Genomic DNA, 15,276 nt, shown 5'->3' with positions numbered 1-15,276 from the left:
AACATTCTGCCTCAATAATTTTAACCTTTTTGCGTTCACACAAATCTCTCAAGATTTTTCCTACATCTTGTTTTAACTGGCGATAAATTGCCTGTCTACGATACTTTGGTGCAAAAACAATATGATATTTGCAACGCCATTTGCTATGTGATAAACTTTTCACGTCGTTCATCGACAAAACCTCCTATACTTTTTCTCCGCGGTTGCCAGACCACGCAGATTGTAGCATAGGAGGTTTTTTACTAAAAGAAATTTTTACTTACCACCAGCATAGCTGGTGGTTTAATATCGCCTATTCGGCTACCAAACAAAAAGGACGGCAGCACCGAAGTACTGCCGTCCTTTTTATTCCATTTTTACTTTGTCGCGACACAATTCTTGCCGCTGCGCTTTGCCATGTACAGCGCCGAATCAATGCGGCGGTAAAAATCATCGAAATCTTCACCGGGGTTATATTTTGCAACGCCAAAGCTTGCTGTGATATTTCCGCCGTCAGGGAGAACCTTGACATCTGCTATCATCAGCCGCAGACGTTCGGCAATCTGTTTCGCCATATCAAGGGAAAAATCCTCAAGCACTATCAAGAATTCCTCTCCACCCCAGCGTCCCACATGGTCGCTTCCACGCATTCCGTTCATCAGTGTTTTGGCCGTATATTTCAGCACCTCATCACCCACCGCATGCCCGTATTTGTCATTTACCTGCTTGAAGTTATCGATATCCAGCATGATGATGGAAACCGGTACCGAACCTAATTCACGGTTTCTGAGCAGCGCGTCCTGCATTATGGACTCGATTTCACCGCGGTTATATATTGAAGTCAGCCTGTCATGACGCGCCAGGCGCTCAAGCTTTTTATTTGCCTCCTCAAGCTCCTTTGAAACAACTGTAATAAAGCTGGCAAGGCGCTTCACAAGCGACATTGAGCCTGTCAGCTCCGAGTCCCCTGCCCCGGATTCCGTAAGCGGGAGCACGTTTTCCGCCGCCTTTTCCCTCATTCCGACGGTCAACATGACCATATTCATCGTTACGACGTTCCTTCCGGCGCGGGTGATTTCTCCGTGAGAAAAATATCCGGCGTTCGGCGCTATGCTTTCAAAAGGACGCAGCTCCGTCTCAGCACTGTCCTGCATAAAACGATTTCGGCTTACACAGTCAAAAAACAATATTGCCTCAGGAGCAAAAAAAGCCATGTAATGCTGCGCACGCTTCGAGCTGGCCAGAATCTCCTCCGGATCCCCATAAGCAAGCCGCAGCTTCTCACCCTTTGTAAATCCGCAGACGAAGCGCAGATATTCATCAGGCGTTATCTCAACAGGAAGCCGCGCTATCTCAACACCGTTTCTTTCAAGCATAAGCGGAAAAGCAAAGAGATCCTTCTCCATTGATTTACTGTGGGAAACATGGAGATACTTATCATAAACATGAAATGCCGGCTGATAGTCAAGCTCTTCAATCGTCATCCCGTCGTCGCTGAGCTTTGTGATACTCATCGGCACTCCGAGCGGCTTCCAGCCCAGCCCTCCGTAGACGAAAAACTTCAGCCTGCTGCTTCTGAAAAGAATCACCACAACCCCTGAGGTCATGTGCGAATCCCCTGCAAATACAAACGGCTGAAAATCCGGTATTTCGCAGTTTGCCACCCCTCCGAAAACAGGAATAGAAACAGGCAGAACTGACAGTGAATCAAGAAACGGCTTCGTGTTAAAGCGCCCCGGTACAGTCAGAAGCTCGACGCCTGCAAGGTCATCAATATGCTTCACAAGATTTGCCAAAGCTTTTCCCGATGCTCCCGGTGACAACACATCAAAATCATAAACCTGCAGCGTTGCCACTGTATGCTCAAAGAACTGAACTACAAGGATATTCTCTTTTTCTATTATGCTTCCATGCAGTATGGTATGGTCTGAAGAGGTCCCGACAACCGTTGCCCGCGGCAGAGTCTTTTCCACTTCCTGTCGAAACTCATTAACGTTCTCCCATTCATCGGCCGTATAAAGGCTGGCAAGCACAGATTTATATTCCATTGGGGCTTCGCTTCGCAAAGCTTCCAGACATGATGCCAGTTCTTTTTTATCCCTGAAGCGGTAGGAAAACTGTTTCATCCCAAAAATCCTTTCTCTGCGGACTTGCCCACAGATTTTTTACCAACTGCAAAATGTAAAAATTAATATCCTTTTATACTTCTATCTTTTTTCTGAATTTCCTTCTATTTCCGCAAATTTTCTCTGTGCTTCCTCTTTATGACCTTCACGGCGTTCAATATCTGCCTTTGCCAGCTGCAAATCATAAAGAAGCATATCTCTCTTGGAGCCTTCCTCTGCTCTCTTCAGAAGCTTTTCTTCCTGAGCAAGGATATTTTTGCATAATCTGATGTCCCTAAGCCCCGGAAGCAGGGCCGCGTCAGCTGCGTATTGAAGGCATCTGCACGCCTCAATAAAATCGCCTTCCTTCTCATAGCCTGCAGCCGCCGCTCTGTAGCCCTTAACCGCTTCTCTTGCAGCCCCGAGCTTTTCCTCCGCCTGAGCCGCTACAAACAGCCCCTCGCTGCGCTCACGCCCGCTTTTCCCGATAGCTGCCATCTGCTGCCCTGCCTTTTTCCTTAGCGCCGGGTCAGTATCTTCGGCCGCCTCGGCAAGCCATCTCCACGCCTGATATCTCTGCGTGTCATCCAGCGCGGTATCAAGAGCCTGCTCCAGCGTCTGCCGTGCAGAGCGCGCATCCTTCAGTTCATAAAGCTCCCTTGTCCCCTGCTCCAGAAGCCTGCGGTATTTTTCATCCCGCTCTCTTACATACTGCGCTTCCCGTGCCTGCTGCTCAACCCGCGCAGCTGCAGCATTTTCCGTACCGACACTGCGTGAAATCGCTGCATACGCTCCTATTCCAGCCGCAATACAGAAAAGAACACCACAGAGAATTGCCATTTTTTTCATAGGAAAGCCCCTTTCCATATCATACGCAAAGCCTCACCCAATCAATTCACGGCAAAACTCCCTAAAACCGGCTTTTTCTCCGACAGCAGCAAGTACCTGATTCAAAAAAGCGTCATCATGCTTCGTAAAGCGCACCCCCAGCTGTACGGCAGCAGCAGCTCTTTTGACCGTCCAGTCATCAGGCGAAGTGATAAAATCTGTCTGCACAAATGACAGTACCAACGAAAAAACAATTATCAGCCTTGTCCATATCTCACCTGTCTGATTCGTTTCCTCAGTCGGGAGCATATCCTGAAAAATCTGCAGCAGGAGATGATTCATCCAGAATAGTCTGAGCCTTTTCTTGGCAAAGGCATCATAAAATTCCAGATTATCACGCCAGCTTTTAATCTCCGAGGTATGAAAGAGAACATCCTCAAGCCTCGAAGCAAAATCAGGCCGAAGCGAAGGATTCTGCCTCCTCATTTTTAAGACAGAACGCACCGCGGCAAGGTGTACCTCCTCAGAAACCGGGGCATATGATATACCTCCTGCCTCTTCCTCGTCTATATACTGCATGATATGATGCTCTGCATGATGTCCTGAAAACGACTCCACCTTCCAGACAAAAGCGTCACATTTTCTAATACGGTCAGCTAAAGTCAGGTTTTCGTCCCTGATAATTTTCATCAGGTGTGCACGAACAATTCCTGCAGTTCCTTTAATATGCTCTTCTCTCCCCTGAACACGCAGGCCGTCCTCCCAGGATGCAGGAACTTCCTTTTCAACAAATGTCAGCGGAGTATTTCGAAGAAGCACCTGCTCTGCAGCCGCAGGGCACGAAACACATACTGAGCGAAATGCTTCACCCCCGCGGAAATGGTACAAAACACGCGGATATGTCCGGCAGGTCATGGAAAGGTTCTTTTCCTCTGTCCGACGCTGAATACTGCACCAGCCGTCGTTTCTAAGGAACGGGCAGCGCTTTCCGGCGCCCATGCGGATAACCGCAATCGGCCTTCCATCTTCCTTCTCCCACGCCACCGCGTGAGCAAGCATCTCGCGGAACTCCCCGTCCCGTTCCTTATGGTAGCGCTCCAGCGCCGCATCATCCAGAACTATATCCCACCATCCTATGCAGCAGCTGTCAGGGCAGAGCGCACCGGTACAGATAAAGTCCTCAAAATCATCAGGCTGGCTTACGAGGTATACTCTTTCTGTTCCCATACGTCCGCTCCCTTCCAGCGCATCTGCCGAGTTACAGGCTGTACTCCCTTCTCATTATTGTTCGCATCACATCCTGCGAATCTTCCGGGCTGAGTTTCACCCCATTCATCGTCACGGCTCCATAGCCCAATATCCCATTATTAACCACAATAAAGGAAATTTTTGCCTTCGACGTACGTCCTTCCCATATACACGTGCCTGAGCAGGTGACACGTTTTCCTCCTTTTCCCATATCCTCAGAACTCCATTTCGCATCATCAAAGAAGCGGTCCATTTCCTTCCCTATCTTTACTCCGGGGAATTCTCTCAGGGAGCTGTTTTTAACCTTTTCGATATCTGCGCTGCTTCCGATTCCAAACGTTTCCTGAATCACCGCCGGAATATAAAGATGATCATGCTTGTGGTAATATTTCGATTCGAACATAACTGCAGCCAGCAGCGCGAAAACCAGTACCTTCTTTACATAATATACGAAATCCTTTTCGTCCTCATACTCCTCGAAGTCCTTCTCATACCCGAGCTTCTCATCCTGCTCAGGCTCACGATTCACAGCCTCATACTGCTGAACATCATTTATTTCCTTCCTGTCTGCGGAAATCTCTGCTCCGCATTTGACGCAGAATCTTGTTCCCTCCGTCAGAGCTTCGCCGCAGTTCGTACAAAATTTTGACATTTAATTTCCTCCCGAGTATTCAGATACCTTCATATTGTAACACCATTTCCCAATTTTTTCTGTCAATTCCTTTGCCTTTAAATAAAAACAGGACGATGTGACAAACAAAAAATTTATCACACCGTCCCTGTACTTTTATTTTTTCAAAAGCTTTCGCTGCCGCACACAGCGCATCCCCGGATGGAGATGGGCAATGACAAAGCAGCGGTTGCAGGAAAGGCACTGGGATTTCTCTCCGTTTTTAAGTTTTTTTATGATATCAGGTTCGCATACAAAAGCACGGCTCATGGAAACCATATCTATGCCGTCGGTCAAAACCTTATCAATATCCTCAAGAGAACGAACGCCCCCCACAAGACTCATAGGCTGCTCTACCACACGCCTTAAACGCGATATACGTTCAAAGTAATAGACATGCTTATCCCTCGGCTCGTCGAGAAATGCAACTCCAGACAGCTCCACAAGAGCGATTTTCAGCTTCTTCGTACGTGACAGCATGTATACGAGGTCATGCTCGTATGCTTCATCATCCGTCTTCGAATCACAGTTGATTTTCACCAGCACCGGGAAATCCTCTCCGCACGCCTCCTGAATGCCTCGGATAATTTCCTCCACAATGCGGAATCTTCCCTCCCGGCTGCCTCCGTATTCATCAGTGCGCTGATTGAAGGTCGGATCCAAAAAACGGGACAAAAGATATGAATGCGCCGCATGAAGCTGCACTCCGTCAGCGCCCGCACTCTTGACACGCACGGCTGCCTCGACAAAGGCCTTCTCTACTGCATGGATTTCCTCAACAGTCATCTCTCTGGCATTACGTCCCTTTTTCAGTGGACGCGCCGTAACATCCGCCAAATCCTCGGTATCGATTGCCCGCGGACCTGCATGACTGAGCTGCACAACAAAGCGCGCCCCGTTTTCGTGTATGCGCTCCGCTGCCATCCGTATTCCATCAATACAGCTGTCATCATAAACATTTATCTGTTCCTCGTTGGCACGGCCGCCACGTGCAACACAGCAGTGTCCCGAGATAATCAGCCCAACCTCATTTTTAGCCAGCGTCTCATACATTGCCAGCTCCGCTTCTGTTATTTTTCCGTCCTGAGAGCCAAGAAAGCTGTGTGTAGCAGAACGCACAATGCGGTTTCTGCAGGACAGCCTGCCCAAATCTATTGGAGAGTCCATCTTGCTCATACCATGACCTCCTGTATTATTTAAGTTTTCGTGTTTTATGTATAAGGATTATTATACTGCAAATAAGAGAGTTTTTCTACCGCACCCGACTGTATACAAAACGAACAGCGCCCACCTTCATAAGATGAGCGCCGTTTATTTCAGCTTTGCGGTTTTCGTACAAAAAGCTCGAAGCGCGGGAATGTCCTTACAAGCTCCCACTCATCAACCTTCATATTAGCTTCAAATGCTTTTCTTCGTTTTGACTGTACCAGAAGGTACACTTTTTTATCCCTTGGAAGATCCTCTATCGCATAGAACGGCATGAAATTTTTCGCCTTCCAGCTCTTGCCGTCAGGACGCTCCTTCTGCACATCCGCTCTTGTTTCAAGACGGTATACCTTGAGGTCACTGTAATACGTCAGCGAAACCTTGTAATCACCAATCTCGACTATAAGGTCATCATCATTACAGATTTCCTTCAGATACGCCCCTGCTTCCCATTGGGAATAACCCTGATTTCTAGTAACAGGTATTGCCACCAGGAACGTGAGTACCACAAGGCAGATTGTCCAAACAGCCGCCGTACGCTTGAAAAGACGGTCATGATTTATCATGTACCGCGCACCCAGAATGGATATCGGCAAAAGTGTAGGCAGCGTATACGTAGTATATTTCGTTGCCATGTTCTGATAAAATAGTGTAACTGTTATTGCCCAAATCAAAAGGAACAGCTGCGTCTGATCAAATTTCGGAAGCTCATGGTTTTCACGATACGCCTTCACGTATCTCGCAAGCGTCTTCGGAAGCGTCATAAAGGACCATGGCATAAATATCAGGAAGAACAGTACTGAATAATACCACCATACATTCCACAGCGGATGCTCCGACTGAGTGGCACGGAGTACGTTATGAACTCCCAGAAAATTCTTGATGAAATCATCACCGTGAAGCACAATCATCGGATAATACCACACGGCAACCACAGCAACAAAAACCACAAAGCCCAGCGGCTTCATCCTGAGAATTTCCTTGAAATCACGGCGCACGCATATAAATATGGTGACTACGAGTCCCGGAAGCAGAATCCCGATAGGACCTTTCGTAAGTACTGCAAGTCCTGCGAAAAGATAGCAGAGATAATACCATTTCTTGTTCTCACTCGTATAGGCAATATAAAAGAATACCAACACCGCATTGAAGAACACAAACAGCGTCATGTCAGTGATGATAGTCTTTGACACGAGCCAGTATCCAAAGGATGTTGCCAGCATCAGTGCCGCATAGCCGGCGGTCTTTTTGTCATAGATGCGTTTTGCGAACCAATACGTCATCAAAACGCCTATCATGCCAAATACCGACGGAAACAAACGGGCCGAAAAATCACTGATTCCAAAAAGGCTGAAAGCACCTATAAGCTCCCAGTAGAAAAATACAGGCTTATCATACCAGAAATTTCCAAATATCCTCGGAGATATGAAATCTCCCGAGGCAAGCATTTCCTTGGCAGTCTGCGTGTAATTTGTTTCCACCGGGTCTGTCGCTGGAATCATGCCGTTACCCAAGAGATAAAGTGCAAGGGTAAAAACAACAAAGAATAGTATAGGTCTACGCTCGATTGACATCCTCTTACTCCTCGATACGCTTGATATCAGCGCCCAGAGCTACAAGCTTCTGCACCAGATGGTCATATCCTCGGTCTATATGATGAATATAGCCTATCTGCGTCTCCCCGTCCGCCACAAGACCTGCAAGCACCATCGCAGCACCCGCGCGCAAGTCTGTCGCCTTGACCTGGCAGCCTGTCAGCTTAGAGACTCCCTCAACAACCGATGTACGTCCGTCAATCTTAATATTCGCACCCATACGTTTGAGCTCGTCCACATGCATGAAACGGTTCTCGAATACCGTCTCCGTCACCATACCTGTTCCCTCTGATATGGCAAGCATCGCCATGAACTGTGCCTGCATATCCGTAGGGAATCCCGGATACGGCATAGTCTTGATATCAACAGCTTTCGGCTGTCCCTCGCAGCGGACACGTATACCGTCCACTTCCTCCTCAATGGAAACGCCTGCCTCCTTAAGTTTTGCAATAACAGGCTTTAAATGCTCACTTATGGCATTTTCAATATACACGTCTCCATGAGTCATAGCTGCGGCGACCATATAGGTACCGGCTTCAATACGGTCAGGAATAACCGTGTACGCGGCACCGTGAAGCTTTTCAACACCCTCGATTTTTATGAGGTTTGTTCCTGCTCCGCGAATCTTTGCTCCCATGACATTAAGATAATTCGCCAAGTCAATGATTTCAGGCTCCTGAGCAGGATTTTCAAGTATAGTCTGCCCCTCTGCCATAGAAGCCGCCATGATAATATTCTCCGTTGCTCCTACGCTCGGGAAATCAAGATAAATTCGCGCTCCCTTGAGTCCCTGCGGCGCGCTGGCATCAATAAAGCCATGACCTATTTCAATTTTTGCTCCCAGTGCCTCAAAGCCCTTAAGATGCAAGTCAATAGGACGTGTACCTATTGCACAGCCGCCCGGCAGCGAAATGCGTGCCTTGCCGCAACGGGCCAGAAGCGGCCCCATGATAAGAAATGATGCACGCATCTTCCTCACAAGATCATAAGGAGCCTCACAGCTCGTAATTTTGCACGCATCAACCCTGAGCTGATTTTCTTCCTCATCAAATACGGCATCTACACCAAGCGCCGATATAACCTCAGAAATCGTATGAACATCATCAAGCGCCGGCACCTCATCAAGACGGCTTGGTTCATTCTGCCCAAGAAGCGTTGCAGCAATGATAGGCAGCACCGCATTCTTTGCGCCGCTGATTTTTACCCGTCCCTCCAGGCGGTGTCCGCCGTTGATTACCAATTTTTCCATGAAACTCCGTTTTCCCCCTAAAACTCTCTCACGCTATTGCCAAGAATAAATGATCCATATATTTATATGATAATAATGTACAAAAAAGAACATATTCTTTATGATTTTATCACGTTGTAATTGTATTGACAAGAAAAACGGTATTACTTTCTTTAATATTGTCACGCATTTTCAATCCGCCGTAAAACAGCAAAAACCGCACCCCTCAGGATGCGGCCTTCTGCTGTTGATATTAAAGTCTGAATTTCCCTGTTTCGTGGGAAAGATCTGTTGCGAGGGTAGCCAGCGCCTGGGAAGCGGAAGCAATCTCCTCACTGGATGCCGACTGCTCCTCAGCAGCGGCAGAAATAGTCTGCGTATGCTCGCTGGTTTTGCGGCTTACAGAATCTATATTCTCCACCGCGCTGACGATATTCTTCGTCCCGTCGGCAACTGTCGCCGCCGAAGAGCTTATTGAGCGCATCTTCGCCTCGATAGCTGTAACCATCTCCATGATTCTTGCAAACTGCTCGCCGACACTCTGCACCGCCTGAGCACCCTGCTGAACCTCCACGGTCCCCTTTTCCATGGCCGCGACAGCTTCTTCCGTATCGCTCTGAACAGAGCCTATACGCTCCTTGATTTCCTCAGCCGCGTCAGCCGACTGTTCAGCAAGCTTTCTGACCTCCTCAGCAACAACCGAGAAGCCTCTGCCAGCTTCACCTGCACGGGCTGCCTCGATAGCAGCGTTCAATGCGAGAAGGTTCGTCTGGTCGGCTATGCTTGAAATCGTCTCAACAATCTGCCCAATCTGCTGGGAATTATCTCCAAGCTTCTTCACGACACCCGCGAGATTTTTTACAACCTCTTCAATTCCCTGCATACGCTCTGTTGCAGTTCCCATGAGTTCCTCGCCCTGACGTGCTGCTACAGCGGTCTCTGCGGTATCAGCCGCTACCTCCTGAGCCTCTGCAGTCATATTGTGGATATCCTCAGACACTGTATCAACGTTATTTTTTGCGCCATCAACATTTTCAAGCTGCTTCTCCATGCCGTCGGCAACCTCGGTAACAGTCTGTGCAACCTCTGTAGCTGCCTGAGCCGCCTGCTGGGCTCCTGCAGTAAGCTCCTCACTGGATGCCGCAACCTGCTCTGCGGACTTCTTGACTTCACCGATAAGCTTTCTAAGATTTGCCCCCATTGCGTTAACGCCACCGGAAAGCTGTCCCAGCTCATCCTCGGAATCAACCTCCAAAGGCTTCTGATTCAGCACTCCGTCAGCCATTTCCTTTACACGCTCAGCCAAAAGCTGGACAACGCGGACGATTCGCGTAGAAAATTTAAGGCAGGCAACTACGATAAGCAGCACGCCGATTATCGTCACAACCGCGTACATCGTCTGCATGCGGTGAAGCTCCGCAAACATGAAGGATTCCGGAATCATCAGGCCGACTACCCAGTTTACATCAGCAACAGTTGAATAAGCAAATACCTGCTTCTCACCGTTTTTCGTCGTCATAAAATATCCGCGCTCATTTTTCACCATTTCATCAAAATGAGCTCCTATTTCCTTGTTCTGACGAACATCAGAGAAGATTTCATCTCCCCCTGCACTTCCCAGAACCTTACCCGTTGCCTTTTCAAAAATGATGCCTGTGCCCTGCTCACGGTATTTGAGCTCGGAAGCCAGATGTTTTAATGCATCAAGCGTCACATCCATACAAATGGCACCGGCAAACTGATTATTAACGGAATACGGAACCGCAGCCGAAACGACCAGCTGCTTCGTCTGAACGTCCGTATAAGCATTCGTGTAAATCGTCTTGCCTGCGGATTTAGCTGCCTTGTACCAGTCACGGGTGCGTGCATCAAAAAGCTTCGTCAGGTCTTCCTTCGCGTCAAAGGACACACCTGACTCAAGTCCATTCACAAGCGATGCGACTTCCTTATCGCTGTTTGCAAGCGTAAGTCCGCGCTGCAGCGTCGGCACATCAGCCGTACCTGCCGCAGAAGCATATTCCGCAGCTGCCTGCGCGAGGCTGACCTTCCTGCTGAACCAGGCATGAATCTGTTCGCTTCGGACCATAATCGCCGAACGCGTTCCCCTCTCAATGCTTGCCTCCAGGTTCGTCGCAGCCGTATAGTAGCCCACGACAGCTACAATCGCCATTAACGCGCCTGCGAGACCGGCAAGCCCTATGAACTTCTGCCTAATTCCCATTTCAACCATTCCCCTTCTATAGATATGTGTTTATATTTACAGATTTATTTTATGCCTCTGTAAAAAAATTCGCAATAAATAATTCAATTGGTATATACGTCTTTTTCTTCATATTTTCAAATTATTAGTACTAATTTCCCTGCATAATATATATATCAGAATGTCAAAAAATCCCCGAGGCATCAGCCTCGGGGATTAGTTCCAAATTACGAAAATATATGTTTTTACTGAATAAAAATGAGACAAAAGGACATTTCTTAAAGAAGGTCGAAATTGATAAGCTTTGCGCCAAAGATTCCATCGACGCTCTTGACCTTTGCCATGACATCATCAGGAATATCGTTGTCAACGATAAGTACCATGATATTCGTGCCCTCCTGCTCCGTCTTGGACACCTGCATGCCTGAGATATTGATTCCGGCATCACCCATGATGGAGCCGACTTTTCCGATAATACCCGGGCAGTTCGTGTGCGGGCAGACAAGAATGCGCTTGTGCGGGTCAACATCGACGCGGTAACCGTCAATAGTAACGATACGTCCCTCAGTTCCGAAAAGCGCGCCCTGCAGGGTTACGGTCTTCTTCTCCGTCGATACGCGTACCGTCAGGAGATTCGAGAAATTAGCCGTTTCCTTGTTCTTGACCTCACGGACAGTAATTCCGCGTTCCTTTGCAAGACTCGGGGCATTTACATAGTTGACCGCTGTCTCAAGAATAGGATTCAGCATACCTTTGAGAACTGCCGTTGTCAAAAGCTTCGTGCTGACATCGGTAATCTCACCCGTGTACTCAGCCTCAACAGTCTTGACAGGTCCTTCAGCAAGCGCGCCGGCCATACAGCCAAGGCGCTCAGCCAGGTCGAAATACGGCTTGATTACATTCATGACCTGAAGAGAAACAGGAGCCATATTGACTGCCGTCATAACCGGCTCACCTTTGAGATGTGCACGGATTCCCTCAGCAACATCAATAGAGACACCAATCTGTGCCTCAACAGTGGATGCTCCGAGATGCGGCGTAAGAACAACACCCGGGAGACCAAGCAGCGGATGATCTGCCGGCATAGGCTCGCTTGTGAAAACGTCAATTGCAGCACCTGCCACAATACCTTCTTTTACGGCATCAGCCAGATCCTGCTCGTTAATGATACCACCGCGTGCGCAGTTGATCAGGCGCACGCCCTTTTTCATCTTGTGAAGATTATCCTTATTGAACATATTGCGTGTTTCTGCTGTCAGCGGCATATGAACCGTAATAAAATCAGACTCCGCAACAATATCGTCCAAAGATGCAAGCCTTACGCCCATTGCCTTTGCACGGTCCTCGGTGACATAAGGATCATATCCGATGACATCCATCTCAAATGCCTGAGCGCGTTTCGCAATACCTGCGCCGATACGGCCAAGGCCGACGATACCAAGAGTTTTCCCGCGAAGCTCAACGCCGACGTATTTTTTGCGATTCCACTCGCCCTTCTGCGTCGTCTCGTTGGCAATAGGAATGTGACGTGCCATAGCGAGCATCATACCCATTGTATGCTCTGTTGCAGCAATCGTATTGCCGCCAGGAGAGTTAATGACAACAATGCCGCGTGCCGTAGCTTCAGCCACATCAATGTTATCCACGCCGACACCCGCACGGCCGATAATTTTAAGATTTTTTCCTGCCTCAAGCACTTCCTTCGTAACCTTCGAAGCAGAGCGGACAATCAGAGCATCATACTCGCCGATGATTGCAAGAAGCTCATCTGCCGGAAGCTTATCCTTGACGACGACCTCGTAGCCTTCATTTCTCAGAATTTCAATACCCTTGGGTGATACACCATCCGCTGCTAAAATCTTCATGGTTAAGTCTCTCCTTCTCTTTACATATAGGAATGAACACACTCCCTAACATTACCGCCATTATAAAGGAATGATACAAAAACGTCAATAATGTACTCCGCAAAAAAACATTTTTATTTTTCCTCTTGACGCTTTCGAATCACGGGGAGTAAAATATTACACAATCCGAACATATTTCTATCTTATATGAAAAGAAATGTAACCACAAATTTTCTGAAACATTACAGGAGGTCTTTCAGATGGAAGCAAATCGCGTTTACAATTTCAACCCAGGCCCTGCCATGCAGCCCCTCGAGGTATTGAAGGAAGCCCAGGCAGAATTTCTGAACTTCGGAGGCTCCGGTGAATCCATCATCGAAATCAGCCATCGCGCAAAGGAATTTGATGCTGTGCTGAATCAGGCAAAGGCAGACATCCTTGAGCTCATGAAGCTCGGCGATGACTATGATGTTCTTTTCCTTCAGGGCGGTGCTTCCATGCAGTTCGCGATGGTTCCGCTGAACTACGCTGTGGACGGCAAAGTCGGCAACTATGTTGTATCCGGAAGCTTCGCTGAAAAAGCCTACAAGGAAGCGGATCTTCTTGGCGTAGGACACATCGCGGCCTCCAGCAAGGACGTTGATTTCCGTCATATCCCGACACAGGATGAAATCAAGCTTTCAGACAACGCGGCATATCTCCATGTGTGCTACAACAACACAATCTACGGAACCGAATATCACTACATTCCTGAGACCGGCAACGTTCCTCTCATCGCCGACATGTCCTCTGATATGCTCTCCCGCCCGCTGGATTTCTCCAAATTCACACTCATCTACGCAGGCGCGCAGAAAAATCTCGGTCCGGCGGGTGTAACTGTAGTCGTTGCGAAGAAGGACTTCCTTGCGAAATCCCCGAAAACGATTCCGACAATGCTCCGCTACTCCATCCACGCTGAAAAGAATTCAGCTTACAACACACCTCCTGCCTTCTGCATCTATATGGTCGGAAAAACCGCTGCATGGCTCAAAGCTCAGGGCGGACTTGAGGTCATGGCGGAACGCAACGCAAAGAAAGCAAAGCTCGTTTATGACGTTCTGGATAACTCCGACGGTTTCTACAAGGGGCACGCTGACAAAGACAGCCGTTCCTTCATGAATGTAACCTTCCGTCTCCCGACCGAAGATTTGGAAAAGAAATTCGTCGAAGAAGCTAAGGCACACCAGCTCTGCGGTGTCAAAGGACACCGTTCCGTCGGCGGCATGCGCACCTCCATATACAACGCAATGCCTATGGAAGGTGTAGAGCGCCTCGCAGACTTCATGGAAAAATTCAAAAAAGCAAACGCATAAATCCAAGACTATATGCAAAACGCCGCACGGTAAAACCGTGCGGCATTTTTATTTTTGAACATGAATCTTTAACAATCGAAAGCAATTTATTTTTTGCGAAATCCCACTAAAACGTCACTTTGCTTTAGAATCGAGTCAACTGTATTCAAAATACAAAGAATTACATTTCAAATGAAAATTTTTCTTTCATTAGTGTACTAAATATGCTATAATGCATTTTGTGAAAGAAAATACTTACATATAAAGCAAAGGAATGATTATATTGCACATTCGACATCGTAAGCTGCTGAATATCGTCAACGAAAAGAAACGCGTAGCCGTGACGGATCTTGCTCAGAGCCTCGACGTTTCGGAGGTAACCATACGCAAGGACCTCAGCACGCTGGAGCACATGGGGCTTCTCCGCAGAGAGCATGGATATGCGGCTATGGCTCAAAGCGACGATATCGCCAATCATCTTTCCTTCAACTACGAAACGAAGCACCGCATTGCGATGCGTGCCGCTGACACGGTTCACAACGGTGAAACAGTTATGATTGAATCAGGTTCCTGCTGTACACTGCTCGCGGAAGAGCTTGCCATGAACCGCCGTGACGTTACAATCATCACAAACTCAGCATTCATCGCATCCTTTGTGAGAAAATCCCCCAGCGCGCACATCATACTCCTGGGCGGAGAATATCAGAACGAATCCCAGGTAATGATCGGGCCTATGATCCGCAAATGCGTCAGTGATTTCTATGTTGACAAATTCTTCATCGGCATCGACGGCTTTAACGAGAACGGCTTCATGAGCAACAACCTCATGCGTGCCGAAGCTATCCGTACCATGTCAAAGAAAGCGAAACACATAGTTATTCTCACCGAGTCCGTGAAATTTACACAGACAGGCGTTGTTTCCCTGTTCCCGTTTGAAGCGGTAGACTCTGTATTCACCGACGACGGCATCACCGCAGAGGCAGCACAGATGCTTCACGCAGGCGATACCCATGTTTATACGGTAACCTCCAGCAACGAATAA

12 protein-coding genes are annotated in these 15,276 nt (G+C 48.1%); 2 read left to right on the top strand and 10 right to left on the bottom strand.

Going from position 1 to position 15,276, the window contains the following annotated elements:
* The 10 genes from tnpA to serA form a co-directional block, all read right to left on the bottom strand.
* Positions 1-172: IS200/IS605 family transposase (gene tnpA / locus BUA83_RS07985; RefSeq protein WP_144340520.1), on the bottom strand; the 172-nt coding region annotated here is incomplete at its 3' end.
* A gap of 184 nt (positions 173-356) precedes the next feature.
* On the bottom strand, positions 357-2,105 hold the full coding sequence (locus BUA83_RS07980) for a sensor domain-containing diguanylate cyclase (RefSeq protein WP_072935703.1): 1,749 nt from the start codon (positions 2,103-2,105) through the stop codon (positions 357-359).
* Between the two features lie 81 nt (positions 2,106-2,186).
* Positions 2,187-2,933 (bottom strand): hypothetical protein, encoded by a 747-nt coding sequence (locus BUA83_RS07975; protein WP_072935702.1) that lies wholly within the window; start codon positions 2,931-2,933, stop codon positions 2,187-2,189.
* A 33-nt stretch (positions 2,934-2,966) separates the two neighbouring features.
* The gene (gene fliB, locus BUA83_RS07970) at positions 2,967-4,139 is read right to left on the bottom strand and encodes a flagellin lysine-N-methylase (RefSeq protein ID WP_072935701.1); all 1,173 of its coding nucleotides are present in this window, start codon (positions 4,137-4,139) and stop codon (positions 2,967-2,969) included.
* 31 nt (positions 4,140-4,170) lie between these two features.
* Positions 4,171-4,812 carry a zinc ribbon domain-containing protein gene (locus tag BUA83_RS07965; RefSeq protein ID WP_072935700.1) on the bottom strand — a complete coding sequence of 214 codons (642 nt, stop codon included), beginning with the start codon at positions 4,810-4,812 and terminating at the stop codon, positions 4,171-4,173.
* Positions 4,813-4,947: 135 nt separating this feature from the next.
* A complete protein-coding gene (locus tag BUA83_RS07960; protein ID WP_072935699.1) occupies positions 4,948-6,006 on the bottom strand; it encodes an NADH:flavin oxidoreductase in 1,059 nt (352 codons plus the stop codon).
* A gap of 140 nt (positions 6,007-6,146) precedes the next feature.
* Positions 6,147-7,610 (bottom strand): ArnT family glycosyltransferase, encoded by a 1,464-nt coding sequence (locus BUA83_RS07955; RefSeq protein WP_072935698.1) that lies wholly within the window; start codon positions 7,608-7,610, stop codon positions 6,147-6,149.
* A gap of 4 nt (positions 7,611-7,614) precedes the next feature.
* Positions 7,615-8,880 carry a UDP-N-acetylglucosamine 1-carboxyvinyltransferase gene (gene murA, locus BUA83_RS07950; RefSeq protein WP_072935697.1) on the bottom strand — a complete coding sequence of 422 codons (1,266 nt, stop codon included), beginning with the start codon at positions 8,878-8,880 and terminating at the stop codon, positions 7,615-7,617.
* A gap of 232 nt (positions 8,881-9,112) precedes the next feature.
* Positions 9,113-11,080 (bottom strand): methyl-accepting chemotaxis protein, encoded by a 1,968-nt coding sequence (locus tag BUA83_RS07945; RefSeq protein ID WP_072935696.1) that lies wholly within the window; start codon positions 11,078-11,080, stop codon positions 9,113-9,115.
* A 257-nt stretch (positions 11,081-11,337) separates the two neighbouring features.
* Entirely contained in the window at positions 11,338-12,924 is a 1,587-nt protein-coding gene (gene serA / locus BUA83_RS07940; RefSeq protein ID WP_072935695.1) for a phosphoglycerate dehydrogenase, read from the bottom strand.
* Between the two features lie 239 nt (positions 12,925-13,163).
* Here serA and serC point away from each other — a divergent pair, with 239 nt between their 5' ends.
* Complete coding sequence (gene serC / locus BUA83_RS07935; protein WP_072935694.1) at positions 13,164-14,255, top strand: 3-phosphoserine/phosphohydroxythreonine transaminase; 1,092 nt, start codon at positions 13,164-13,166, stop codon at positions 14,253-14,255.
* Between the two features lie 262 nt (positions 14,256-14,517).
* Positions 14,518-15,276 (top strand): DeoR/GlpR family DNA-binding transcription regulator, encoded by a 759-nt coding sequence (locus BUA83_RS07930; protein ID WP_200796023.1) that lies wholly within the window; start codon positions 14,518-14,520, stop codon positions 15,274-15,276.

It is taken from the genome of Schwartzia succinivorans DSM 10502, from assembly GCF_900129225.1.
GTDB classification, from domain to species: Bacteria; Bacillota; Negativicutes; order Selenomonadales; family Selenomonadaceae; genus Schwartzia; species Schwartzia succinivorans.
Note: the sequence above shows the minus strand (reverse complement) of the source record. Positions and strands in the feature narration are given on the sequence as shown.